Here is a 24,273-nt window from a genome sequence, read left to right as displayed (position 1 = left end):
GGACGAGGGGCGTGATCTGCGATTAGGCTGCAGGTCACGCCCGTCCTGCAGGGACGGGTTCGGACCGTGGAACGGATGACCTCGGGCGAGGAGGATGGGATGGCGTTGCGGACACGGCTGGGTACCGCCGCAATCATCGCCCAACTACGCAAGCTGATCCTCCTCGGAGAGCTCGTCCCTGGTGAGGCGCTGCGCCAAGAAGAGCTGTCACAGCGACTCGGCGTCAGCCGCGTCCCCATTCGCGAAGCATTTCTCGTCCTGGCCAACCAGGGGCTGCTGGTGCACCGCCCGAACCAAGGTTTCGTCGTGGCGAAGCGAACAGCGTTCGAGCTCAATCAGTTGCACACCTTGCACACTCTCCTCGAGACCGAACTCAACTCGAGCATTCACTGGCCGGGTGCATCCGCACTCGAGCACCTGCGCAGCCTCAACGCCGAGATGGAAGTCAAGGACGACGACGGCGATGTCATCGGGTTCATCGACCTCAATCACGAGTTTCATCGGTCAGTGTGGAGTTTGTCGCCCCACAACCTGGTGATCACCGAGGTCGAACGCATCTGGACTCTGTCGGATGCATATTTCGTCAGCAACTACGGGTCCTCGGAGCGACGACGGCACGCTGTCGAGCAGCACGCTCAGATCATCGACGCCCTCGCCGCCAAGGACATGTCACTGTTCCAGAAAGTGTCGGCCGAGCACCGTGACGACACGCGCGGGGGAGCCGACGACGCCCTGGCACACGCACGCCCCTGAAAGGGTGGTCGATGGCCGCCCTGTCGATCAGGTGTTCGGTGCGCCGGTGTCTGTTCGACTGCGGCGGCGGCCCGTTCGGCGACGTCCGCCGGAACGTGCATCACCGCGTCCGCGCGCACTCCGACGCACCGGTTTCCGAGCAGACCGGCGATGCGATCCGCGGTGTCCCGGCGGCCGGGTGAGCAGAGCATCAGCACCCGGTTCAGCCCGAGCAGGTCGAGTTCCTCGGGCAGAGACGCCAGCGCGCCCGACCCGAAACGCACCCGCATGGGGTTCGCGTCGTACACGAAGTCGTGAGTCATGGTGTCGCTTTCCTGGCCATCGATGGATGGTGTCGGTCGTCGACCGGGAGTGCGCGCCGGTCGACGACCGTGATCAGAGGGCGCTCACGTCGAGCTTCTCGTTGCGGAACTCGCCTTTGTAATAAGGGAACTGAGCGACGACTGCCCGGATCTCGATCTGGGGGTGGCCCACGTCGCCCCACAGGACCGTCACCTCGGTGCCCTCGACAGCGAGTTCACGGTCGAGGTAGGCGAGCGAGATCATCGTGTTCTCGATGAACGCGGGAGTGCGGCCCGTCGCGAGACCCACCTTCTTGCCGTCCTTCAGGACGTAGTCGATGCGCATGCGGCCCTTGTGATAATCGTCGACCGAGATGACCGGGTCGTTGCTCATGGGGTCGTAGACGACGGCGTCCGCGCCGCGGAACTGCGACGCGTACACCGCGCCGATGTCGTCGGCATTCCACTCGAGGGTGACGGTGGTCCGCTTCGAGCCCTCCGCCTTGATCTTCTGCAGTGCGGCCTTGCCCGGGAACTCGTGGTCGAAGTTGACCAGGTAACCCCAGCGGACGTCGAACGGGGTGACCCACGCATTCTTCGGATCGTCCGAGGCGCTGCCGTGCAGACCGATGTCGAACGGGATGATGTGCGCGATGTACTCGGTGAGCTCGGGCCAGCTGTCCTTCACCGGGTCGATGAAGTGAATGACTTGGTTCGGGTAGCCGGCGACGGTGTGGTTGACCAGGGAGTAGTTCCAGAAGCCCTGGGGCTTGCCGCCGACGGCCTCGACCTCGGAGCGCAGCTGCCGGTAGGCCTCGCGGGCGTGGGTGGAGGGCCCGTGGATCTCGTAGGCGAGGGCGCCGGACATCCCGAGCCGGTGCACGGTGGCATCGGCGCCCGCGAGTGTGATCACCTTGTTCTGCGCGAACTTCAGGTCGCTGAGATCGGCGCCCGTGACCTTCTCGATGATCGACTTCGACTTCGGCCCGTCGATCTGGAAGAAGTACTCGTCCTGAACCCACGTGCCGTGAACGTCGAGGTCGGACTTGTCCAGGAAGAACGCCAGCACGGGGGCGAGCCAGTACGTGCGGAAGTGATTGTCGTCCACCTTCAGCAGGACGCCGTCGGCAATCATGTAGCCGTCGTCGTTGCAGATGACGACGTGCTTGGACGAGCCCTGCTCGAGGAGGCCGAAGTCCTTGTTGACACAGACCGAGTTGAGGAAAGTCGCGGCATCCGGGCCGGAGACGTCGTAGACAGGGCTGTTGCTGAGCACGAAGCCGATGGACGCTGCGTCGCGCGAGGCGAGGAATTCCTCACGCGTGGTGGAGTACTCGGCTGGTACCAGCCCGAATCCGATGTCGGTGAACACGTTCGCGCCTTCGAAGATCGGGCTGTCGGGCGTGAACAGGACTTGGTGAATCGGTGTGCCGGGAGCGACCCCGTCGATCGAATCGGATTGTGCGCTTGCGGGTTCGGTGATTGTCACAGGGTTCTCCATCTGTTGTTCGTCAATTGTGGGGGAGGCGGTCACGTCAACACCCGACCCTCGAGATCGTCGTTGCGGGTTTCGGCACCGCCGATGGTGACACCGCCGTCGACGCTGAGGCTGTGCCCGACGACGTAGCTCGATGCCTCCGATCCCAACCACAACACGGCCTGCGAGATCTCGTCGGTCCGGCCGAGCCGTCTGATCGGTACACCGCCCAGTAGCCGGTCCGTCCAACTGGTGGGGAAGGACGAGATGAACGGTGTCTCGATCGGACCGGGGCACAACGCGTTGATGCGAATTCCCCGCTCGGAGTACTCGTTCGCCGCCGCCTTGGTGAGCCCGATGACGCCGTGCTTGGCCGCGACGTACGGGGTGAGTCCGTACGCTCCGATCAATCCGGCCGCCGAGGCCGTGTTGATGATGGAGCCACCACCCGAGGCGAGCATGTGTGGGATCTCGGCCTGCATGCAGTAGAAGACCGACGAGAGGTTGACGTCGAGAGTTCGTCGCCACGAGGCCGGATCCTGTTCGAGCATGTACCCGTGCTGACCCTCGGCACCGGCGTTGTTGTGCGCGACGTCGAGTCGACCGAATCGGTCGACGACCGTGTCGACGGCGCGGTGCACGGCGACGTCGTCGGCCACGTCGACCTCGACGAAGATCGCTTCGCCGCCGGCCGCCTCGATCTGCTCGACGGTCTCGCGCCCGGCGGGGGCATTGATGTCCAGGACGGCGACGCGAGCACCAGCCCCCGCAAAGGCCGTGGCGCTGTCTCGGCCCATGCCGCTTCCGGCGCCGGTCACGAGAACGGCTTTGCCCGTGTAGTCGAATGTGACGCTCACTCGGTTCCTGCTTTCTTTGGTCTTTCCGAGAAGAGTCGTCGTCGGCGCCACGTGGTCGCATCCATGAGTCCACCGGTTGCTGTGACCCAGGTCATCTACCCTGGTGCCGTGACCACCGACCTTCCCCGCGTGACCGGCCGCGAGACGGAGGTCGGTCAGTTGGGCGAGGCGCTCGACCGCATCCGCGCCGGTGTCGGCGGCGCGGTGGTGATCGTCGGCGAATTCGGTAGCGGCAAGAGCGCTCTCGGCCGAACTGTCGGTCCGTTGTCCGGGCTTCCCACGCGGTTCGTACGAGCGCGGGTGGGTGAGCACGCAAGGGAGTTGTCCGATCGACTCTTCGGAACGACGCTCGTGGGCGACGACGTCGAGGATGTCGCAGCCGTGAATTCCGCTCTGGATGCGCTCGAGGACTCGGCCCGCGGTGGACCCCTCGTCGTGGTGGTGGACGATCTGGACCGTGCGGACCCGTCGGCACGCAGACTCCTCGGAATCCTCGCCCGGCGGATCACTCCATTCCCTGTGTTGCTCGTGCTGATCGGGTGGCGACGCGGTGAGGCGCTCCCGTCCGGTGCGAGAGTGCTTCGGCTACACCCACTCTCGACCGGCGACAGTGCAGCGATCGTTCGCGGCGCCCTCGTGCCCTCGGCACCCGACTCCGTTGTCGACGACATCGCTGCTGCGTCCGGAGGCAATCCGCTGGCTGCACGGGAGATGGCAGCGGCCCTGACATCCGACGAGGTTGTCGGTCGTGCCGGCCTCCCGGTGCCGCCGCGGCCCGGCACCGGATGGACAGCGCGGTGGCGCGTCATCGAGGAGGGCCTGTCCGAGACAGCTCGGGTGGCAATGCTCGTGGTTGCGGCGGGCGACGGACTCCCGATCGGAGTGCTCGCCCTGGCGTGTATGCGTCTCGGTCTCGGGAGGGACGACGTCGACGTGCTCGAGAGCCGCAGGCTGGTACGGGTCGACGAGTCGGACCGCGCCTGGTCCAGACGGCCCCATCGCAGCGCCGCGTTTCATTGCGCGGACGCGGTGCTCAGACGCGCGGTGCATCGCGCTCTCGCCGACGAACTGCAGGACAACGCGGACTTCCGTCTCCTCAGCGCCCTTCACCGCTGCAGTGCAGAAGACGGATCCGCCGAGGACGTCGGCGACGAGTTGGAATCGATTCTGCGGAACGTCGAGGCGTCACCCGACGCGCTGATCGGCTGGATTCGCGCCGCCGAACTGACCACGAACCACGACGTCCGGGCTCGTCGATTGGTGTCGGCCGGACTGGTCAGCTGGGTGATCGGGCGGCCGGCTCAGGCCGACTGGCTGGTCACCCGCGCCGGACTCACCGGTCGTGACATCTCGATTGCCGGGACAGCAGCGCAGATCCGCGGAGCCGTCGCATTGAGCCGCGGATTGCCCGCCGACGCGTTACGCATCCTCGTCGACGGCGCAGGAGCGGCGGTCCGACGGGATCCGCGGCTGGCTGTCGATCTCGCCGCTCGCGTCACCGGCCTGGCGTGGTGGGGCGGGCGCGCCGACTGGGCCGAGAAGGCGTCGACACTTGCAGCGTCGCTCGGAGACAGCGCCGTCGAGGGCAGCAGTGGACTGTTCACCGCGTTGGTGCGAATGGCTGCGCCCGCCGGCGTGGCCGTCATGCAAGACGACTTTCGGCCGGCCGTGGGCGACCTGATTCGCTCGCTGCGGGACGCCGAGAACCTGGTCGAGCCGCGGGAGCTGCTCTTCGCCGCGGAGGTCGCGACGATGATCGGTGACGATGTGGGCACCCGGCTGTTCTGTGAGCGAGCGATCCGGGTCATGCGGGCACGCGGGCGGGCCACCGAGTTGCCGTTCGCGCTGCAGTTGCACGCCCTGGTCCTGGCGGGTCAGGGACGCCGGGAAGCTGCGCGAACCAACGCCGACGAAGGGCTGTCGCTCGCCGCGCACGCGGGCGAGGAGACGGACGGCGCGTTCCAGCACACCGTCCTCGCCCACCTCGCCGCGCTCGACGGTGACACGGCGTCGTGCGAGCAGCACCGGAGTGCAGTGACCGGCCGCGGAGCCGAGCACCCGACGGCGTCGCTCGACTGGGCGGCGGGCCGGTTGGCAGTGTCCCTGGGCCGATTCGACGACGCTATCGAGATACTCGTTCCGACGGTTCTCGGCGACCGTCGTCATCCCGAAGTGAGCCTGCTCGCGACACCTGATCTGGTGGAAGCGGCGGTCGCATCGGGGAAGCCCGATCTCGTGGAGCAGGCTCTCGCGCGCTTCGGTCGGTGGTGCGAGGCGGGCTCCCCGTGGGGCAACGCAGTCGAACCGCGTCTGACGGCGCTGGCGGCGGGGGACTCGGACGCGTTGTTCGACAAGGCATGTCGAGCACCGGGTTTGGCGCAGCGCCCCCTCGAGGCGGCGCGAACTCGACTGGCCTACGGCGAGCACCTGCGCGGGAAGCGCCGCCGCGTCGAGGCGCGAGAGCATCTGCACGCCGCACTGGCCGTGTTCGAGAGCCTGCAACTCCCCGCGTGGATCGACCGGACCCGGTCGGTGCTGCGGGCGAGCGGAGAGGGCCGCACCCACGACATCGCCGTCGCGGACGTCTTGACCCCGCAGGAGCTCGACATCGCCCGCATGGTCAGCGCCGGACGCTCGAACCGCGATGTCGCGGGCACGCTGCACCTGAGCTCGCGCACGGTCGAGTACCACCTGTCCAAGGTGTACGTGAAGCTCGGGCTCGATTCCCGCGACCAGCTGGCGGGTGCACTGGCGGACTGACTGTCGTCAGTTCGCCGCGGCCACCGTCATGTCCGACAGCGTCTGGAAGCGGTGCAGATTCTCCGCCTCGCCCAGCACGCCTGCGGTGAGGCACACGAACGTCAATTCGCGCTCGGGGTCGACGAAGAACTGGGATGACCCAGCACCGTATCCGCCGAACGTTCCAGGCGAGGACATCGTGCCGAAGAACGTCTGTCGCAGGCCGGTGCCGCGCATCATGAATCCCAGCCCGATACTCGCACGCCATGGCTGCCAATGCTTTTCGGCGACGATTCGGTTGTAGCGCTCGTTGATCAGGTCGCCAGTCTGTACGGTCGTGGCCATCGCGATGGACGCGGGCGACAGAATTCGCTCACCGCCGAGCTCCCCGCCCCGCCGCAGCATCTCGGCGAAACGAAACAGATCCGCGGCGGTCGACACACATCCCACCCACGGCAGCTCGGCACCTTCGTGCGCGGCGGATGCGGTGTCGATGATGTCCTGCGGCGAAAAGAACTGTCCGGGAGGGAACTTCGCGACGACGGGAACGAGTCGATCCGACCAGTCCTTGGGCGCGCCCATGCGAGTGTCGGTCATGCCGAGGGGGTCGAGCAGCTCGTCGTGCAGGGTTTGTGTGAACGAACGGCCCTTGCCCAGTGTGCGCACCACGATCTCGCCCAGGAGCGCGTGAGCGAGGCACGGCGAGTAACTGACGCGTTCCCCCGGCGGGGCCACCAGATCCATCTCGCCGATCGCGGTGATGGTGCGCGAGAGGTCGGCGCATTCCATCGGGGGCAGCGGCCACGGTGTGGGGCTTGTCCCCGCACGGTGCGTCATCAGGTCGGCGACACTGACACGATCCTTCGCGCCGACGCGAAACCGGTCGGATCCCCGAAACTCCGGAACCACGTCGACGACCTTGGTGATCGGGCTGAGGAGTCCTTGCTCGAACGCCTTCAGCACAAGCACGTTGGTGAATTGCTTGGTGGTCGAAAAAATCCAGAACACGTCGTTCGTGGCGGCCAGGCGCCCGGTGGAACGGTCGCTGTACCCGACGGCCTCGTGCAGGCCGATCTCGCCGTCGCGGGCGACCAGCACGACTCCACCGTCGTAAAGGTCGTCGGCCACATCGGATGTCATTCGCTCGGTGATCCGCCCGAGTGCGCGGCTGTCGAGAGATGTCGAACGAGTAAGCGATCGCGTCATGTGTCGAGGGTGCGAGACGCTGCGAGTATTCGCATCGGTGTGATCACCAGTCACCGGCCGTCGAGGACACCCGGCAACTGTTTTCGTGAGCCGACTCCCAGCTTCGTGTAGATCTTGTGCAGGTGTGACTCGACGGTCTTGCGACTGAGATACAGCTGCTCCGCGACCTGCTGGTTGGAGGCGCCGTCGGCGACCAGGCGCGCGACGGTCAGTTCCTGCGAGGTCAGCATGGTCGCCGCCTCTGGTCCGCGTCGCGCCCGCTCCGCAGTTGCGCTCAACTCGGTGGCCGCACGCTGTTCCCACGCGGTGACGTGCAGCTGTGCGAACGTGGCCAACGCGTCCTGCAGCACGACACGGGCGCGGACACGGTGCCGCCCGCGTCTCAGGTTCTCCCCGTGCAGGAGCTGGGTTCGCGCGACCTCGAACGGCCGATCTCGATCCGTGCTGCCCTCGCGGAACCACCGCTCCGCATCGTCCTCGTTCTCGGCGGTGAGAGCACACAGACGTGGCAATACGGTTGCTGCCCAGGGGGATCCGGCCGCCGCCCACGCAGCGAACCGAGGAACAGCGGCGCGCGCGATGTCGAGCCGACCGCTTCGTACGGCCGCCTCGACCAGATCGGGCAGTGCGAACAGCGCCGTCGGAGGGTGCGTCGTGGCCGAGTCCGGGTCCGTGATCTCCTGAAGAATCTCGAGCGCATTGGCGAGTCGACCGGTGGCCAAATCGGTGCGGCCGATCGCCCAGTACGCGGCGGCGGCGATGTATCCGACATCGCGCCCCGTCACCAGACGCAGCGCGGCGTCCGCGGCCACTCGCATCGCATCGGCCGATCCGCGCAGACCGTCTCCGTGCGCCGACATGGTCAGGGCGAACGCCTGGCTCCGGCCGTCCCCGATCCGCCGGGCGAAGGCCTCACCCTCCGCAAGGAGCTCCGCCGCGTGCGCGGGCCGCCCCCGCCACATCTGCACCGACGCCAGCACCTGCAGTGTGAACGACAGACGGAACACGTCACCCTCGGCGCGCAGCAGCGCCACGGACTCGGTGAGGTGGCCGAACGCGGCGACATCGTCGCCGAGAAGCATCGCGGCCTGCCCGGCCATGCGGTGATCACGCGCCGACACCGCGTTGGTGCCCGCATCCAGCGCCATCCGAAGGTGCGCCCCCGCCGACTCGAGGTCGCCGTCGAACAACGCGGCGCAGCCACGGATCGCACCGACGGTGATCCGCTGGCGGTCAGATTCCCCGGGCATACCCTCGGCCAGCTCGGCCACACGAACGATCCAGTCGACGCGGCCGGACCACCACGACACCTCGGCGGCGGCCGCGAGCGCCTCGAGCTCGAGCGAGTCGTTCATGCCGTGGATCAGTTCCGCCGCACGGATCGGGCGCTCGAACCCTTCCTGCGGGGTGCGGGCGGCCGCAGCCATGAGACCTTCGGTCAGCAGGACCCGCGCGCATGCCTCGACCGGCGCATTGTCGGCGTCGACGCGAAGCAGTGCTCGCTCGGTTCCGTCGGGATCTCCGGAGGCGAGACGAGCATCGGCGCTCCTGGCCCAGCGCACGTACCGCCGATCGGCGCCGACCGACAGTCCCGCGGCCACATCGAGCACCCGGGCGCGATCCGACGGAGTCACCGCGGTCCCTGCCCGAGTGACGGCGTCGTCAAGCCGGAATGCTGCGATCTCGTCGGCAGCCGTCTCTGCACGAGCACGATGCCAGGCCGCTCGCAGAGTCGGATCTCTGGCGCCTGTGTCGAGCGCATCCGCGAGCGCAGCGTGGGCGCGGCGCTGCTCACCGGACGGGGCAAGTTCGAGGACAGCTGCAGGGAGAAGTGGATGCACGGGCGAGACCCCGGAGGCCGTATCGACGAGCAGCCCACTCTCGATCAACTCCGCAAGGGACGCGGAGTCGACGAGGGTGTCGGGTACCGCCGGCGTCGGCATCTGCCCGGGACAATCGCACGCGACAGCCCACATCAGCCCCAGTTCACGCGCGTGCGGTGACAACTCCCGGCGGGTGAGCCACAGTGTCGCCACGGCCGAGTCGGCGCGGCGCGTCACGTCCACAGTGCTGTCCGCACGGAGCACATCCGCAGTGATCAACGCGCGGGTCGACAGCACCAGCACTCCCGGGTTACCCGCCGCTCGGTCCACGATCGCATCGACGATGCGCAACCGTCGGCGCAGTTGATCGGGGGTGTCGCCGTCGGTGGTCGCGACCGTTTCCACGATTCTGCGGCTGTCCTCGTCGGTCAGTCGATCCAGCACCAGGCTTCGTGGGACGGCCCCGACGGTACGACGACCGGCGAGAAGAATGCCCCACGACCCGGCACGCGTCGCCACCTCGGTGATGACATGTCGGGACAGCGAGTCGGCCCGGTCGACGTCGTCGACAACCACGAGAGTTGGGGTGTCGGCGGCGAGACGAGTCAGCAGCGCCGCGAGTGCATCCGGATCTGTGGTGAGTGGGTGCTCACCGGGCCGATGCACGGGTCCCAGCAATTGGTGCAGCAACCCGCCGGGGATGTCGGATTCGAATTCGTCTCCCGACGCTGCGAGCACGCGCAGATCGGCCGACGCGCCGATGTGCGCGAGAAGCGCGGATTTGCCAGACCCCGGCGGCCCCCACATTCCGAACGACCCACCCCGCCCGGCCGCGACATCGGCGACGAACTCGGTGAGGCGAGCGATCTCGGGCGCTCGGCCGACGAGGGTGTGCATCCGGATGTCCTCCTGTCGACTGGTGGTCACCCCGATGCGAGTCGATTGTCGGACCGTGAGCATTGTGACGGTGAGCACGAATGATATCGCCGTCGTCGGCGCCGGCCCAGTGGGTGCGTTGGCCGCACTCGGTCTCGCCCAACGCGGCCACCGAGTTCTCCTGCTCGAAACCGAGAACGAACTTCCCGCCTCGCCTCGCGCGATCGTCTACTACTGGCACGTCCTGGAGGGTCTCGATGCCCTCGGCGTTCTGGACGACATCGACGCCGCCGGGATCCGGAACACCGCGTTTCGAACCCGTGTCCTTGCCACCGGAGACGAAGCTGTGGTGTCCTTGGCGCCGCTGGAGACGGTGACGTCGCGCCCGTGGAACATTCACCTCGGCCAACACGACGTGGTGAGAATTGCTCTCGACCATCTGTCCCGCCTACCGAACGCCACCCTTCGACTCGGCGCCCCCGTGACCGCGGTTCGTCAGGACGGCAACGAGGTCGTCCTCGACGTCGGTGGGAATTCACCGGGTGAGGTGCGCGCGTCGTGGGTCGTCGGAGCAGACGGCGCACGCAGCGCCGTTCGCACGAGCCTCGGAATCGGCTTCGATGGGACCACGTGGAAAGACCGCTTCGTCGCCACCGATCTACGGTACCCGTTCGACGCGGCCGGACTCGGTAACGCCAACATGATGCTCGACCCCGAGAACGGTTGTGTCATAGCGCGTATCGACGAATCGACATGGCGTTGGACGTGGGGTGAGTCGGCCGAGCTTCCCGCCGAGACCGTCATGGATCGACTTCCGGCACGCCTTGCCGCACTGGGCTTTCCCGACGCGCCCTACGAGGTTGTCACCGCGACGCCGTACCGGATGCATCAACGCTCCGCCGACCGCATGCGTGATGGTCGGGTACTGCTCGCCGGCGATGCCGCGCACGCGACGAATCCGACGGGCGGGATCGGCCTCACCAGTGGCATGTACGACGTGTTTGCGCTGCTGGACCCACTGAGCGATGCCGTGAGCGGTTCGGGCGACGCCCCTCTGGACGCGTGGGCGGCCGAACGACTGCGCATCTTCGACGACTGCGCCTCACCGATGGCGACGGCATCGAAGCATCGGGTCTACGACGAGACCGACCGTGACGCGCTCGTCGGCTTCGTACGAGGCTCCGCCGAGGCCGTCGACGAGACGGAGGCCGTTCGCCGATTGTCCGCGATGACGGTGTTACGCAGCGGATTCCCTCGCCACCACACATCCTTCGTCCGATGATTCCTCGACCACAGCAGGAGAACACCATGTCCACGATCACGATTGCCCGAGGCGGACGCCAGGGATCGCCCACCGAACTCCGCACCGGCACCTTCGTCGGCGAGGTCTGGGGTGATCCGGTTCTGCCGGCCACCGAGGGTTGGTTGGTCAACAACGTCCACTTCGCCCCCGGCGGTCGGACCAACTGGCACACCCACGGTGTCGGGCAGGTTCTGATCGTCACCGCCGGTGAAGGATTCGTGTTCGACGAACACGGCAACGGGGGGCGTATCGGAGTCGGCGACGTCGTCCACATTCCCGGCGAGACGCAGCACTGGCACGGTGCCACCTCGAGCGCGTTCATGACACACACTGCGATCTCCGTGGGTGGCCACGACTGGGGTCGTGAGGTCACCGCCGAGGAGTACCGGCAGGCGCACGACCAGGAGTTCGGCGCATGACGCTGTCGATCGGATTCGTCGGGCTCGGGCGCATGGGGCGGCCGATGGTCGCGGCACTGCAGCGAGCGGGGTTCTCGGTGAGCTCGTACGACCGGTCGCCCGAAGCGCGGTCGGCGACCCCCGGCAGCGTCGACACCCTCGCCGACGTCACCGGTGATGTCGTCGTCCTGATGCTGCCGAACTCCGAGATCGTCGAATCGGTGCTGGCGGACCCGACATTCGCGGCCGTGCGTTCGGGCACCGTGGTGATCGACATGAGTTCGTCGGAGCCCGCGAGCACCTGCAGGCTCGGTGAGCAACTCGCCGCGGTGGGTGTGCACTATCTGGACGCGCCCGTCTCGGGTGGTGTGCCGCGCGCCGAGAACGCGAGTCTGACCGTGATGGCGGGCGGTCCTTCCGATGTGCTCGAGCGCGTTCGGACTGTGCTGGATGCTTTGGGAACCGTGACCCATGTGGGGGAGCTGGGTGCCGGTCACGCGATCAAGGCGTGCAACAACGTGCTGGTGGGTGTCACGCTCCTGGCGTCGGTCGAGGTGTTGGGCATCGTGCGTGCGTTCGGGGTGGACCCCGCAGTCGCGTTCGAGGTGATCAACAACTCCACCGGGCGTAGCTGGTCGAGTGAACACAAGGTACCGACGTTCGTGCTCACCGAGCAGTACCGCTCCGGATTCGGACTGGGGCTCCTCGCCAAGGACATGGGCATCGCGGTGGGACTCGCCGACGGACTGGGTGTCGAGCACGAGTTGCTCGCCTCGGCGACGGACATGTGGCGACGGGCCGATGCCGAATTGTCCGGCGACGCCGACCACACGTCGATCGCGGAATGGGTTGCGGCGCAACCAGTATTTGTCACAAGGTGTGTCGTGACCACCGTCGAGCAGCGCTGGATTCTCGACCCCGACCACACGGACGCGGCAATGTTCGTCGAGACGCGAGCGCTGGACTTCACTCGTGGGCCCTCGGTCGTCCTCGTGCACGGTGGTGGTGGGCAGGGGACGGATTGGGGTACCACACCCGACGGCCGCGCTGGATGGGCGGACCTGCTCGTGGAACAGGGCTTTCGGGTCCACGTCGTCGACCGGCCCGGCCACGGGCGGTCACCCGGCCGTACCCCCGCCCCCGCGGCTCTTGCCATGACGGCTCGGGTGTTCGCACCGGGTGCGCGGCCCGAACACACCCACTCGCCCGAACACACCCAGTGGCCCGGACCGGGAGGTGTCGACGACCTCGCGGTGCGCATTCTGGCCGCATCCGCGACGGGACTGCCCGCGGATCTGGTTGCGGCCCAACGGGTCGAAGCTCGACTCCTCGGAACCCTGCTGGAGGAGATCGGACCGTCTGCGGTGGTTGCGCATTCGCTCGGTGCCTGCGCGGCGTGGCTCGTGGCAGAGTCGCGGCCCGATCTGGTGTCCGCGGTGGTCGCGCTCGAGCCCGCCGGGCCGCCGTACCTGGACATGCCGGGAACACCGCTGCGACTTCCCGCCGGCATCACCGCCGCACCACTGTTTCACGGAGCGCGAGCCACGGGGTTGACCTCGGTGCCCGTCGCGATCGTCGAGGGCGACACCTCGCCGATGGGCGCCGCGTGCGGCCCGGTTGCCGATTTTCTTCGCCAGGCAGGGGTGACGGTGGACCACATCGTCCTCGCCGAGAGGGGGCTCCGTGGGAACGGTCACGGACTCGCTCTCGAACTCAACAACCGCGAGGTTCTCGGTGTGGTCCTCGACTGGATCGCCGCGAACGCGCGAACACCGTCCCAACTTCCCGAAACAGGAGAGCACTCGTGACCAGTTCATCGCTCACGACCGCCCGCACCCAACCCGCGACTGCCGGCAGTGTGCAGGCCACCGACCCCGATCTCGCCCGTCTCGTCGTGCGCTGTCAGGACCAACCGGGCGTCGTCGCCACCGTCGGGGGATTTCTCACCCGCGCCGGTGCGAACATCGAGTCCCTGCAGCAGCACACGACAGCGCCGAACGGAGGAATGTTCTTTCAGCGCACGGAGTTCCGACTCCCCGGGCTGTCGGCGGCACGAGAGGAGCTGGAGGCCGGCTTCGCCTCCGAGGTTGCGGCGGACCTCGGGATGGAGTTCACGCTCACCGAGGCCGCCAAGCCCAAGCGCGTGGCGATCATGGTGTCGAAGACCGACCACTGCGTGCTGGACCTGTTGTGGCGCAATCGCCGTGGAGAACTGGACATGACCATCGCCATGGTCATCTCCAACCACGCCGACCTCGCGGCCGACGTACGCCCCTTCGGAGTGCCGTTCTTCCACATTCCGGCGACCAGGGAGACGCGCGCCGAGGCCGAAGAACGTCAGCTCGATCTGCTGCGCGACAACGTCGATCTGGTGGTGCTCGCGCGCTACATGCAGATCATCACTCCTTCCTTCCTGGCTTCGGTCGGCGCGCCGCTGATCAACATCCACCACTCGTTCCTTCCCGCCTTCATCGGCGCCGGGCCCTACCAGAAGGCCAAGGAGCGGGGCGTGAAGCTGGTCGGAGCGACTGCGCATTACGTGACCGAGGACCTGGACGAGGGGCCGATCATCGAGCAGGACGTCGTGCGGGTCGACCATCGTCACCAGACCTCGGACCTGATTCGACTCGGTGCCGACGTCGAACGGGCCGTCCTCTCGCGCGCGGTGCGCTGGCACTGCGAGGACCGTGTCGTCCGGCACGGCAACTCCACCATGGTGTTCTGAAGGAGACGACGATCCATGACTGCTCGACTGATGAACGGCAAGGCGGTCGCCCGAACCGTGCGCGACGAGGTCGCCGCCGACGTGTCGACGCTCGTCGCATCGGGGCGCCCGGCGCCCGGTCTCGCGACGGTACTGGTGGGCGACGACCCGGCCTCGGAGGTGTACGTACGCAACAAACGCCGCCAGTGCGTCGAAGCCGGGATGGCGGACCTGCACCGCCATCTGCCCGCAGACATCACTCAGTCCGCACTGAAGTCGGTGCTGGACGAGCTGGCCACCGACCCCGCCGTGTCGGGAATTCTGCTCCAGCTGCCCGTACCGAAGCACCTCGACACCGCGGCCTTACTCGCCCGCATTCCGGCGAGCAAGGACGTCGACGGATTGACCGTCGCCAACGCGGGGTTGCTCGCCCGCGGCCGCGTCGGCCTGGTTCCGTGCACGCCCGGTGGAGTGATGCGGTTGCTCGACGAGTACGACGTGGCCCTGTCGGGTGCCGATGCCGTGGTCGTCGGCCGGTCGGAACTGGTGGGACGCCCGATGGCCCAGCTACTTCTGCAGAGGGATGCGACGGTGACCCAATGTCATTCGCGGACAAAAGATCTGGTTGCGGTATGTCGACGGGCCGATGTCATCGTCGTGGCCGCCGGGGTGCCGGGGATCATCGGTGGTGATGCCGTGATGCCCGGCGCCACGGTGATCGACGTCGGCATCCACCGCACGCCCGACGGGTTGATCGGTGACGTGCGATTCGACGAGGTCAAATCGGTGGCGGGGCTGCTGACTCCGGTGCCCGGCGGTGTGGGTCCGATGACGATCGCCATGCTCCTCGCCAACACCGTGGCGGCAGCGCGCGCTCTCGACGAACGGTCCGTCGGTGCCTGATCCGCGCGGGGTCGACCCGGCATGATCGCGTGGACGGACTTGTCTCATCGACTGGATCCGCGCGCGCCGCGCATCGCACTGTTCCCGCCGCCGACCTTTGCGACCGTGGCGGAGATGCCCGTCGATCCGATGACGGTGAGCCGAATGGACATGGTGGTGCACACCGGAACTCACGTCGATGCTCCGTGTCACTTCGTGCCCGGCGCCGAGAGTATCGACGAAATCGACCTGTCGAGACTGACGGGAGAGGGGGTCGTGTGTCGTGTCGACGCCGGCGAGGACGAGGTGTACGGCATCGATTCCCTGCTGGACCGCGCTCTGGTGCGTCGGGGCGACATCGTCGTCCTCGACACGGGATGGTGGCGTCACGCCGGCACCGCTCTCTACGCACGGCACCCGTCGCTGTCGGTCGAGTTGGCGCAGTGGCTCGTCGATCGGGGAGTGTCGATGGTCGCCGTCGACACCGGCACCCCGGACCTGCCTGTGCCGCTGCGTGCCGACGGGTTCACCTGGCCCGTCCACCTGGTCCTGCTCGGCGCGGGAGTGTTGATCGCCGAACACCTCACCAACCTTGGCTCCTTGTCAGGGCAGCGGGTCGAATTGATGTTGGCCCCGTTGAACATTCGGGGTTCCGACGGCGCGCCGGTGCGCGCCGTCGGGCGTCCCCTGACCTGAAGCCGTCAGATATCCCGGAAGCGTCGTGCCCAGATGCCGGACTTGCCGGGTTGCAGGATGCCGTTCGGGTCCAGCGCGTCCTTGATCGTCTCGTTGAGCCGCATGAGCGCGTTGTCGTTGAAGTCGAGCGTCGACGCCACCTGATCCATGTGCTGCAGACTGGTGCGGTAGACCGGGTAGCCACGCTCGCTCATGATCGATACCATGCGCGCGTAGTTGTCGTAGACCCGCTGGGTCTGCTCGGCGTTCGTCGAGTCGAAGAACATCGTGCTGATGTGGATCACGGACCGTGGGGACAGCATCAAGCCGGAGAAGAATTGCTCCCCCGTCTCCTGATACATCGACCGCATCAGCCGTGACGTCTCGACGACGTCCTTCCCCCGCAGCGGACCGACCGGTGAGAAGTCGAGGTGCGCGGTGGTTTTGCCGTACATGGTCTCGAAGAGATCGAGGATGTCCATGTCGGGGATGCCCGCCATGACGCGGTCCTCGTGCCCGGCGTGGGTCGCGCGGTCGGTCCCCGCGTAGTCGCGGCGTCTGAGCGTCGCCGTGGGAATCGGCCCGAGCGTGCGCTCGATGCTGAGCCAGTGGGCGTCGACAGCTTCCGACGTGCCGTACAGGGCGAACCTGGCCAACCAGCGGGATGCGTCTGGATCGAAGGACGGGTTTCCGTCTTCGTCCAGGCGGACACCGCGCATGATCGTCGGATAGTTGGTGATCGTGCTGCCGAGCATGAGCTCGCGCATCCCGTCGGCAACCGCCTCGAGTGCATCGTCACCGCTGAACTCGACCCAGCAGGAGGCGTAGGTCTCCGGTCGTCGCTGGAGCCAGAAGCCCATCTTGGTGATGATGCCCAGGCCCGACGAATGGAAGAGCCCCTGCAACTGCGGGCCGAACGGGTGGCGGTAGACGTGCGCCGCCTCGCTGTTCGGCATCGCCCACATACCGGTCCGGACCAATTCTCCGTTCGCAAGGACGATCTCCATGCCGCAGACGTTCTCGGCGTGGTCGCCGTACTGGGTGTATCCGCGGCCGTATTCGGTGCAGTTTCCGATGACGCTGCCCCATCCGAGATCCGGGATCGACGTCCACAGGCGTCCCCCTGCCGATTCGAGTGCCTCGAAGAGGTCGAACCACCGGACTCCGGGCTCGACGACCGCGAAGGCCAGATCCTCGTCGATCTCGAGAACTCGGTTCATCTGGCGGAGGTTGACGACGACCGAACCCTTCACTCGGGGGGCCGGACCGCCGTAGGTGTTGTTGCGACCCTGGCTGAAGGTCCACAGCGGCACCTTGCACTCGTTGGCGATGCGTACGACGGCCTGTACGTCCTCGGAGGACGTCGGGCTGACGACTGCGGACGCGTCCCAGTCGGTCGATCCCTGCACGGTGTAGGGGTCGCGGAACTCTTCGATGGTTGCGGCGTCGGTACGGACCTTTTCGGCGCCGATCACCTCGGCGATGCGGGTCAGGGCGCGCTCGAGGTCGCCGAGGTCGATCGGTGGTGTGGAGAGAGTAGTCATGATCCCAGCGTCGGTGACGCCCGCCACAGGTCGCATCCATGAGGCAACCAGTGGGGCGGTCGGTGACCTGCGCCACCGGTGGCTCCACCGATGCGACGGCCGCCTCGCCCGGACGAACATTGCCTGCCATGAAGACAGTGATTGGCAAAGTGGCCGTCGTCAGCGGCGCGGCCAGCGGAATCGGACGAGCGATAGTCGACCGGTTGGCGGCCGAGGGCGCCACAGTCGTCATGGCGGACGTCGAGGCGGTGGCACTCGCAACCGCCGTCGACGAGGTGCGGGCATCGGGAGGTGAGGCGATCGGAGTACGCACCGACGTCAGCCGAGTCGAGGACATCGAGGCGTTGGCCGAGCGCGCTGTCGACGAATACGGCGCGGTCCACATCCTCTGCAACATCGCCGGCGTCGAGGGCGGTGCACCGTTCGGCGAAATCTCTCGCCGTACGTGGGAGTGGGTCATGGGGGTCAACTTCTGGGGAACCCTCGATGCGTGCCGTGTCTTCCTCCCACATCTGATCGCACAGGAGGAGGCGCACATCGTCAACTGCGCGTCCATGGCCGGATTCGCCACCGGACTGCCCACCTTCCATCCGTACGTCACGTCCAAGTTCGCCGTTGTCGGGATGACCGAGAACCTCGAAGTGGAACTCCGGACGACCACCGCACCGCACGTGGGAGTGAGCCTGCTCTCGCCCGGACTGGTGAAGACGAACATGAACAAGTCCGAACGCAACCGACCGACGGGCGTCCCGGCGACCGACACACAGGATCTGCGCAGGCAGGTTCATGCCAACATCGACGAGCAAACCGAGAAGTTCGGTGTCACACCCGCACACGTCGCCGACTTGGTGCTGGCGGGCATCATCGAAAACCGGTTCCACATCCTCACCCACCCCGAACCGACGATCGCCGCATTCCGCAGCAGGTTGGCGTGGATGGAGGACGGCACTCCGCCTCGCTCTCCCGCCGAGGTCGAGGACGCGGCCGCGCAGCGATGACGGGGACTCGCCTGATGGGGATCGTGAACGTGACACCGGACTCGTTCTCCGACGGCGGGAAACACGTCGACCCTCGGCGGGCGGTCGAGCATGCGCAACGGATGATTGCCGACGGCGCTGATCTGGTCGATGTCGGCGGCGAGTCCACCCGGCCCGGAGCGGTGCGGGTGGACGCCGACGAGGAACAGCGGCGGGTCCTGCCGGTCGTACGGGACCTGGTTGCGTCCAGGGTGGCCGTCAGTGTCGACACGATGCGGGCCCGCACGGCCGCGGCTGCCCTCGAGGCGGGCGCCGTCGTGATCAACGATGTCAGCGGCGGCCTCGCCGACCCCGACATGTCCGCTGTCGTCGCCGGATCCGGTGCGACGTACGTCGTGACGCACTGGCGGGGTCACAGCGCCGAGATGGTGACCCTCGCGCACTACGACGATGTCGTCGGTGACGTGTGTTCCGACTTGTTGCGGCGCGTCGACGAACTGGTGGCTGCGGGCGTCGACGGCGCGCAGATCATCCTCGACCCCGGCCTGGGTTTCGCGAAACGAGTCGAGCACGACTGGCGCCTGCTCGCCTCGCTGCACCGGATCGTCGAGCTCGGCTTTCCCGTGCTCGTTGGAGCGTCACGGAAATCGTTTCTCGGGGAGATCACCCGCAAGCCCGACGGGACCGTCGACCCGCCGGCCGACCGCGACGTCACCACCGCTGCCGTGACGGCTCTCGCCGTGGCCGCCGGTGTCGCCGTGGTGCGGGTGCACGACGTCGCCGCCAACCTGCGAGCGGTGGCGTGCGCTGCGCCGCAAAGGATCAGCTGCCGCGCGTAGGCGGAGCCGGCAGGTCTGGTGTCAGCGTTCCAACGCCCGGAGGAAGAACTCGTGCCGAGTCGCACCGGCCGCTTGCGTCAGCGCGGCATTGGCCACCATCTCGTATCCGTGGAAGCCTCCGCCCCACAGGTGGAAGTCGACACTGACGCCGGCTTGGGAGAGTCGCTGTGCGTATTCCAAATCTTCGTCTCGGAAGACCTCGACCGAGCTGACGTCGATGTATGTCCGCGGCAGATCCGCCAAGTTCTCGGAGCGCGCCGGAGCGGCGTACTCGGATACTTCCGAACCTCCTCGACGGTCGCCCAAGAGCGCCGACCAGCCGAACTCGTTGGAATAGCTCGTCCACACCGCGGACTCGCGCGCCACCATGCGTGAGCTGTGGGTGATAAAACGGTCGTCGAGCATCGGGCAGCACAGGATCTGGTGAGTGAGGTGCGGAAAGCCGCGGTCGCGCGCTATCAGGGCGATTCCTGCGGCGAGCCCGCCTCCGGCGCTGATGCCGCTGACCAGGATGCGGTCGGCGTCGATTTCAAGGAGATCCGAATTCTTTGCTGCCCAACACAATCCGGTGTAGCAGTCGTTCACCGGTGTGGGATCCGGATGCTCCGGAGCCACCCGGTACTCGAGGGAGGCGACGACGGCGTGTCCCTCGGCCGCGTAACGCAGGAGTGACTCCAACCCGATGTGCCGCCCACCGATCACCATGCCGCCGCCGTGCAGGAAGTAGACCAGTGGCCACGGACCGTCCCCGACGGCAGGCTTTAGGACCGTCATCTGCAGACCGGTGTCCCCGTCGTCGCTCGGAACCACGATCTCCTCGACACGTACTCGTCCACCCGCAGTCCAGTCGACCTCCTCAGCGCCGGGAAGGCCGTTCATGCTGATCGACCGCACCTCCTCGAGGGTGTCGGGGCCCAGCGCGGGGAGCGCACTCAGGAGCATCTCCAGAGGAGGAACGAGTTCGGGATCGAGCGGCGGAGCGAGCGGGAGCGAGGTCGGTGTCGGATCTGTTCGAGTCATGACGACAGTCAACAGTCGCAGCGTGGTCTGTCACAGCCGCCAATCGCGTCGAGTGTGGCCTACATCACCCGCCATCTGGCGGTCGGCGCCCCGGAAGGTGGTCCACGACCCTGCCCGCCCTGTTCTGCGCGGCGCGAGAGATGCGCCAGAGGAGAAGCGTCGTACTGGCTCGCGGGTAACCGGTGGGACTGAGGACGGTGTACCCGAGTTGGCTCTGAAGCCAGTCGAGGCGTTGTTGCAGTGTCGAGTGGTGGAGGTTCTGCCGACGGGCGGCCTCGCGCACGCTGCTGTGGCTCAGGATGCTGTCGAGCAGTCCGGTGACCCAGTGTCGTTGCAGCCGTAACGTTTCCAATGCCTGCACGTCCGCCGACCTGGATGCGGTGGTGGCATCGATGTTGTCGATCAGATCCGCCACGGCGCCGAGATCGTCGTGGCAGACGTGCGCCGGGCCACCGGTGGCCGGATTCACGGCGATCTTGAGGGCGGCCACGGCGCGCTGCCAGCGCGTGCTACGTTGCGGCCGCACTCAGGGCGAAGAAGGCCGGCTTCGATTTGATCACTCTGCACTGCGGACACGCTGCGTCGATTCTGGCTCACCTGCTGATCCCGTACTACAACACGCGAACCGACGAGTACGGCGGCCCTCTCGAGAACCGCGCTCGGTTCCATCGCGAGGTACTCACCGCCGTCCGCGAAGCAGTGGGATCCGACGTGGCTGTCGGGTTGCGTCTCGGCGTCGACACACTCGATGCCCCGCTCGGTCTCGGCGACCGTGGACTGCGCGCCGACGCCGATACCCCTCGTTTCATCGAGCACATGGATGATCTCGTCGACTACTGGGATTTCGTGATCGGCGGTTTCGACTGGGCGCAGGACGCGCAGTCATCGCGCACCGCCGCCGAGAACTTCGAGAAGCCGTGGGTGGGTGGGCTGAAGGCGTTCACGACGAAACCCGTCGTCAACGTCGGCCGTCTGAACAGCCCGGACACGATGGTCGACATCGTCAAGTCCGGCCAGTGCGACTTCATCGGCGCCGAGCGAGCGGGAATTTTGGATCCATTTCTTCCGAACAAGATCCATTCCGGAAGCATCGAGGACATCCGAGAATGCATCGGCTGTAACTACTGCGTGTCGCGCGATATCGGCACCATGCCCATCGGGTGTACCCAGAACGCCACCACAGGCGAGGAATTCCGTCGTGGGTGGCATCCCGAGCGGTTCACTCAAGCCGCCAACCACGAGAACGACGTACTCATCATCGGCGCAGGCCCGGCCGGCATGGAGTGTGCGACCGTGTTGGGCAAGCGCGGCATGCGCAATGTCCACCTGATCGACACAGCCGATCACCTCGGCGGAAGTATCGACTGGGTAGCCAAGCTTCCCGGGCGACACGAGTGGCGACGCTTGATCGAATATCGCGAGCATCAGTTGCGCAAGTTGGGCAACGTCGAGGTCATCCTCAACACACCGATGGCGGTGGAGGACATCCTCGACTACGGCGCCGGAATCATCGTCACCGCGACCGGGTCGCATTACACTCGCGACGGAATCAATCCGCATGATCGGACGGCCTTCGGGCTCGAAGCTGTTCTTGGAGAACGTCTGCTGACCCCCGAGCAGGTGGTGCGTGTCGGCGCCGCGATAGGGCAGCGAGTCGTGGTCGTCGATTCCGACGGCTACTTCATGGGTCCCGGCATCGCCGAGATGCTGGCCCAGCGAGGACACGAGGTCATCCTTGCCGCACGCGGCGAACACATTGGCGAGTACCAGCGCTACACCCGTGAGATCACCCCGACGCTGCGGGATCTTCGCCACCTGAAGGTGGGACTGCGCGTCGAGACCACGGTGACCGCGGTCGGCCCGGACAGTGTGCGGCTCAGCTCACCGGACCGTGACGACGAGGTGATCGCAGTCGATACGGTCGTCCTTGTCGGTACCCGAGCAGCGGACGATGAGATGTACCACGGACTGATGGCTCGGCGAGACGACTGGCACGCCAACGAAGTCTCCGCGGTGTACCGAGTCGGCGATTGCGTGCGCCCGCACTTCATAGCCGACGCCATTTTCTCCGGACACCGGTTGGCGCGCGAAATCGACAGCCTTGATCCCGCCCGCCCACTTCCGTTCATCCGCGAGCGTCGCATCATCGGCGGCGGAGATGACGACTTCCTTCTCGATGCTCCGGCCCAACAACCCGTGTTTCTGAACCTGTCCCACCGTCAGCGAGAGAGCAAAACATGACGACAGCACCGCGCAACGTCCTGATCACCGGAGCGGGCAGCGGTATCGGCGCCGCTGTGGCCGCAATCTTTGCAGCACAGGGTGATCGCGTCCATCTACTGGATATCTCCGAGTCTCGGCTCGAGTCGGTGGTTGCCTCGCTGCCCGAGGGGAGCGCGCAGGCGCATGTCGTCGACGTCACCGATTACTACGGCGTTGCCGGCGTGGTCGAGTCCATCGCCGCCGCGGGATCGATCGACGTGCTCGCCGGCTGCGCGGGTGTCTTCGACGGTTTGGCGGGCATCGAGCAGACCAGCCGCGAACTGTGGGATCGGGTGATCGACATCAACCTCACCGGTACTTTCAATGTCGTCAAACCAGTTGCACAGCAAATGATTTCACAAGGATCCGGCTCTATCGTGCTTATCGGATCCATTGCTGCGTCGCGTGCGCTGCCCGACGGGCTGGCCTACGACACCTCCAAGGCTGCCCTCGAGGGCATGACGCGTCGTCTCGCAGTCGATCTCGGCCGGTATGGCATCAATGCCAATCTCGTCGCGCCCGGGGTTGTCGAGACCGGCATTCGTGCCACGTCCGAGGAAATACTCGGCGACATGGTGCCCGACACGAAGGTAGGAGTCGGCACGAATCCCGATTTGATGAAGATGCTCATCCCGATGCAGCGAGGCGGCCTCGCTTCCGAGGTGGCCGCGACCGTGTACTTCCTCGCCGGCGATGGCGCTGCCTACATCAGCGGTGATGTCATCCACGTCGACGGCGGCTGGATAGCCACGTAGTCGACACCCTGTCCTTTCCGACATTCCGAAAGGTCCTTTCATGCCCTTGCAACTCCCTGAAGGCAAGCGTCTGGCCGTATCTCTGAGCCCGGACTTCGATGCACAGAGCGTGTGGATCGGAACATTCAGGTCGACCTCCCAATCGAACCTCTCGCGAGGAGAATTCGGTGCGGAAGTGGGCGCTCCACGCTTGCTGGACACGTTCGAGCGCTTCGGAATCACGACCACCTGGTGTATACCCACGCACACCATGCAGACGTTTCCGCACGCAGTCGCCGCCGTCGTGGACCGAGGACACGAAATTGCGGCGCATGGTGTGTACCACGAATTCGTTCCCAAACTCGAGCTCGACGAGGAACGGCGGCTCATGGAGCTGCAAGTGCATCTGCACGAGGAGCTCATCGGGCGTCGTCCGCGAGGGTATCGGTCACCGGCGCTCGACGTCACGGACAACACTTTGGCGGTACTCGAGGAGTTCGGATTCGACTGGGACTCATCGCTGATGGGCCGAGACTTCACTCCCTATCACCCCCGAATGGTGACCACGATCGATCTCGAGAAAGGAAACAGTTTCGGGGAGCCGTCGCCGCTTCTGGAGTTTCCGGTGTCGTGGGGACTGGACGACTTTCCCGAGCTCGAGCTGCTCAAAGGCAGTGCTACACAGCAATCCAACGAGACTGTGCTCCAACGGTGGAAGGACGCGTTCGACTTCGCCTACGAAAGATGTCCTGGCGGAATGATGACGTGGACGCTGCACCCGCAGACCATAGGTCGCGGATTCAACCTGCTCATGCTCGAACGGTTCCTGCACCATGTCGTCGGTCACGACGGGGTCTGGTTTCCCACCATCTCCGAAGCCGCTGACGCGTGGAGCGACTCGCCTGCCTGATCCGATCTCGTCC

At 66.5% G+C, this 24,273-nt stretch carries 21 protein-coding genes and 1 pseudogene; 15 read left to right on the top strand and 7 right to left on the bottom strand.

From position 1 onward, the window contains the following. The first annotated feature begins 75 nt into the window (after nt 1-75). Complete coding sequence (locus IEW02_RS24230) at nt 76-753, top strand: GntR family transcriptional regulator (protein ID WP_188547898.1); 678 nt, start codon at nt 76-78, stop codon at nt 751-753. An 11-nt stretch (nt 754-764) separates the two neighbouring features. Further along, nucleotides 765-935 (top strand): hypothetical protein, encoded by a 171-nt coding sequence (locus tag IEW02_RS25540; protein WP_442978708.1) that lies wholly within the window; start codon nt 765-767, stop codon nt 933-935. A 193-nt stretch (nt 936-1,128) separates the two neighbouring features. On the opposite strand, the gene IEW02_RS24220 is transcribed toward IEW02_RS25540, so the two are convergent. Then, entirely contained in the window at nt 1,129-2,523 is a 1,395-nt protein-coding gene (locus tag IEW02_RS24220; protein ID WP_188547893.1) for an aminomethyl transferase family protein, read from the bottom strand. Between the two features lie 41 nt (nt 2,524-2,564). Beyond that, nucleotides 2,565-3,368, bottom strand: a complete 804-nt coding sequence (locus IEW02_RS24215) for an SDR family NAD(P)-dependent oxidoreductase (protein ID WP_188547891.1) — start codon at nt 3,366-3,368, stop codon at nt 2,565-2,567. 108 nt (nt 3,369-3,476) lie between these two features. Here IEW02_RS24215 and IEW02_RS24210 point away from each other — a divergent pair, with 108 nt between their 5' ends. Continuing rightward, on the top strand, nt 3,477-6,128 hold the full coding sequence (locus IEW02_RS24210; protein ID WP_188547889.1) for a helix-turn-helix transcriptional regulator: 2,652 nt from the start codon (nt 3,477-3,479) through the stop codon (nt 6,126-6,128). Between the two features lie 6 nt (nt 6,129-6,134). Here IEW02_RS24210 and IEW02_RS24205 read toward each other — a convergent pair whose 3' ends face one another. Both IEW02_RS24205 and IEW02_RS24200 read right to left on the bottom strand, forming a co-directional pair. Then, nucleotides 6,135-7,313: a serine hydrolase domain-containing protein gene (locus IEW02_RS24205; protein ID WP_188547887.1), complete on the bottom strand. Its 1,179-nt coding sequence runs from the start codon at nt 7,311-7,313 to the stop codon at nt 6,135-6,137. Nucleotides 7,314-7,363: 50 nt separating this feature from the next. Beyond that, the gene (locus tag IEW02_RS24200; protein WP_188547886.1) at nt 7,364-10,033 is read right to left on the bottom strand and encodes a helix-turn-helix transcriptional regulator; all 2,670 of its coding nucleotides are present in this window, start codon (nt 10,031-10,033) and stop codon (nt 7,364-7,366) included. A gap of 70 nt (nt 10,034-10,103) precedes the next feature. Between IEW02_RS24200 and IEW02_RS24195 the strand changes: the two genes are divergently transcribed. Genes IEW02_RS24195 through IEW02_RS24170 form a run of 6 tightly spaced genes read left to right on the top strand, consistent with a single transcriptional unit; the run spans nt 10,104 to nt 15,995 of the window. Then, nucleotides 10,104-11,294 (top strand): FAD-dependent oxidoreductase, encoded by a 1,191-nt coding sequence (locus IEW02_RS24195; RefSeq protein ID WP_188547884.1) that lies wholly within the window; start codon nt 10,104-10,106, stop codon nt 11,292-11,294. A 26-nt stretch (nt 11,295-11,320) separates the two neighbouring features. After that, nucleotides 11,321-11,734, top strand: coding sequence for a cupin domain-containing protein (locus IEW02_RS24190; protein ID WP_188547882.1), 414 nt, complete (start codon nt 11,321-11,323; stop codon nt 11,732-11,734). Next, entirely contained in the window at nt 11,731-13,521 is a 1,791-nt protein-coding gene (locus tag IEW02_RS24185) for an alpha/beta fold hydrolase (RefSeq protein WP_188547880.1), read from the top strand. The genes IEW02_RS24190 and IEW02_RS24185 overlap by 4 nt, the downstream gene beginning before the upstream one ends. 50 nt (nt 13,522-13,571) lie before the next feature. Beyond that, complete coding sequence (gene purU / locus IEW02_RS24180) at nt 13,572-14,438, top strand: formyltetrahydrofolate deformylase (RefSeq protein WP_188547929.1); 867 nt, start codon at nt 13,572-13,574, stop codon at nt 14,436-14,438. A gap of 15 nt (nt 14,439-14,453) precedes the next feature. After that, a complete protein-coding gene (locus tag IEW02_RS24175) occupies nt 14,454-15,320 on the top strand; it encodes a bifunctional 5,10-methylenetetrahydrofolate dehydrogenase/5,10-methenyltetrahydrofolate cyclohydrolase (protein WP_188547878.1) in 867 nt (288 codons plus the stop codon). A 21-nt stretch (nt 15,321-15,341) separates the two neighbouring features. Further along, a complete protein-coding gene (locus tag IEW02_RS24170; RefSeq protein ID WP_188547876.1) occupies nt 15,342-15,995 on the top strand; it encodes a cyclase family protein in 654 nt (217 codons plus the stop codon). 5 nt (nt 15,996-16,000) lie between these two features. Here IEW02_RS24170 and IEW02_RS24165 read toward each other — a convergent pair whose 3' ends face one another. Beyond that, entirely contained in the window at nt 16,001-17,518 is a 1,518-nt protein-coding gene (locus IEW02_RS24165; RefSeq protein ID WP_188547874.1) for an FAD-binding oxidoreductase, read from the bottom strand. Nucleotides 17,519-17,646: 128 nt separating this feature from the next. Between IEW02_RS24165 and IEW02_RS24160 the strand changes: the two genes are divergently transcribed. Together IEW02_RS24160 and folP are read left to right on the top strand one after the other, a co-directional pair. Beyond that, nucleotides 17,647-18,516 (top strand): SDR family NAD(P)-dependent oxidoreductase, encoded by an 870-nt coding sequence (locus IEW02_RS24160; protein ID WP_188547872.1) that lies wholly within the window; start codon nt 17,647-17,649, stop codon nt 18,514-18,516. After that, the gene (folP, locus tag IEW02_RS24155) at nt 18,513-19,334 is read left to right on the top strand and encodes a dihydropteroate synthase (RefSeq protein ID WP_229746298.1); all 822 of its coding nucleotides are present in this window, start codon (nt 18,513-18,515) and stop codon (nt 19,332-19,334) included. Before IEW02_RS24160 ends, folP begins: the two co-directional genes overlap by 4 nt. A 21-nt stretch (nt 19,335-19,355) precedes the next feature. Here the strand turns inward: folP and IEW02_RS24150 are convergent, their stop codons facing one another. Next, nucleotides 19,356-20,354 carry an alpha/beta hydrolase gene (locus tag IEW02_RS24150; protein ID WP_188547870.1) on the bottom strand — a complete coding sequence of 333 codons (999 nt, stop codon included), beginning with the start codon at nt 20,352-20,354 and terminating at the stop codon, nt 19,356-19,358. A 64-nt stretch (nt 20,355-20,418) separates the two neighbouring features. Beyond that, nucleotides 20,419-20,844 (bottom strand): hypothetical protein, encoded by a 426-nt coding sequence (locus IEW02_RS24145; RefSeq protein WP_188547868.1) that lies wholly within the window; start codon nt 20,842-20,844, stop codon nt 20,419-20,421. 32 nt (nt 20,845-20,876) lie between these two features. On the opposite strand from IEW02_RS24145, the pseudogene IEW02_RS25385 reads away from it, so the two are divergent. The 4 genes and pseudogenes from IEW02_RS25385 to IEW02_RS24130 all read left to right on the top strand — a co-directional run. After that, nucleotides 20,877-21,428: pseudogene (locus IEW02_RS25385) on the top strand (oxidoreductase); the annotation flags it as partial. A gap of 75 nt (nt 21,429-21,503) precedes the next feature. Further along, nucleotides 21,504-22,595, top strand: a complete 1,092-nt coding sequence (locus IEW02_RS25380; protein WP_268236783.1) for an FAD-dependent oxidoreductase — start codon at nt 21,504-21,506, stop codon at nt 22,593-22,595. Next, a complete protein-coding gene (locus IEW02_RS24135; protein ID WP_188547864.1) occupies nt 22,592-23,371 on the top strand; it encodes an SDR family NAD(P)-dependent oxidoreductase in 780 nt (259 codons plus the stop codon). Before IEW02_RS25380 ends, IEW02_RS24135 begins: the two co-directional genes overlap by 4 nt. Before the next feature lie 40 nt (nt 23,372-23,411). Next, the gene (locus IEW02_RS24130) at nt 23,412-24,260 is read left to right on the top strand and encodes a polysaccharide deacetylase family protein (protein WP_188547862.1); all 849 of its coding nucleotides are present in this window, start codon (nt 23,412-23,414) and stop codon (nt 24,258-24,260) included. Nucleotides 24,261-24,273: the final 13 nt, after the last annotated feature.

The sequence above is a fragment of the Rhodococcoides trifolii genome (assembly GCF_014635345.1).
In the GTDB taxonomy this organism is placed as follows: domain Bacteria; phylum Actinomycetota; class Actinomycetes; order Mycobacteriales; family Mycobacteriaceae; genus Rhodococcoides; species Rhodococcoides trifolii.
This window is presented reverse-complemented; position numbering and strand designations above follow the sequence as displayed.

Bases quoted from the DNA above. Each gene is read 5' to 3' on its own strand.
- IEW02_RS24230 (WP_188547898.1), top strand. From the start codon at position 76: ATGACCTCGGGCGAGGAGGATGGGATGGCGTTGCGGACACGGCTGGGT.
- IEW02_RS25540 (WP_442978708.1), top strand. From the start codon at position 765: ATGGCCGCCCTGTCGATCAGGTGTTCGGTGCGCCGGTGTCTGTTCGAC.
- IEW02_RS24205 (WP_188547887.1), bottom strand. From the start codon at position 7,313: ATGACGCGATCGCTTACTCGTTCGACATCTCTCGACAGCCGCGCACTC.
- IEW02_RS24200 (WP_188547886.1), bottom strand. From the start codon at position 10,033: ATGCACACCCTCGTCGGCCGAGCGCCCGAGATCGCTCGCCTCACCGAG.
- IEW02_RS24190 (WP_188547882.1), top strand. From the start codon at position 11,321: ATGTCCACGATCACGATTGCCCGAGGCGGACGCCAGGGATCGCCCACC.
- IEW02_RS24185 (WP_188547880.1), top strand. From the start codon at position 11,731: ATGACGCTGTCGATCGGATTCGTCGGGCTCGGGCGCATGGGGCGGCCG.
- IEW02_RS24175 (WP_188547878.1), top strand. From the start codon at position 14,454: ATGACTGCTCGACTGATGAACGGCAAGGCGGTCGCCCGAACCGTGCGC.
- IEW02_RS24170 (WP_188547876.1), top strand. From the start codon at position 15,342: ATGATCGCGTGGACGGACTTGTCTCATCGACTGGATCCGCGCGCGCCG.
- IEW02_RS24165 (WP_188547874.1), bottom strand. From the start codon at position 17,518: ATGACTACTCTCTCCACACCACCGATCGACCTCGGCGACCTCGAGCGC.
- IEW02_RS24160 (WP_188547872.1), top strand. From the start codon at position 17,647: ATGAAGACAGTGATTGGCAAAGTGGCCGTCGTCAGCGGCGCGGCCAGC.
- folP (WP_229746298.1), top strand. From the start codon at position 18,513: ATGACGGGGACTCGCCTGATGGGGATCGTGAACGTGACACCGGACTCG.
- IEW02_RS24150 (WP_188547870.1), bottom strand. From the start codon at position 20,354: ATGACTCGAACAGATCCGACACCGACCTCGCTCCCGCTCGCTCCGCCG.
- IEW02_RS25380 (WP_268236783.1), top strand. From the start codon at position 21,504: ATGCCCATCGGGTGTACCCAGAACGCCACCACAGGCGAGGAATTCCGT.
- IEW02_RS24135 (WP_188547864.1), top strand. From the start codon at position 22,592: ATGACGACAGCACCGCGCAACGTCCTGATCACCGGAGCGGGCAGCGGT.
- IEW02_RS24130 (WP_188547862.1), top strand. From the start codon at position 23,412: ATGCCCTTGCAACTCCCTGAAGGCAAGCGTCTGGCCGTATCTCTGAGC.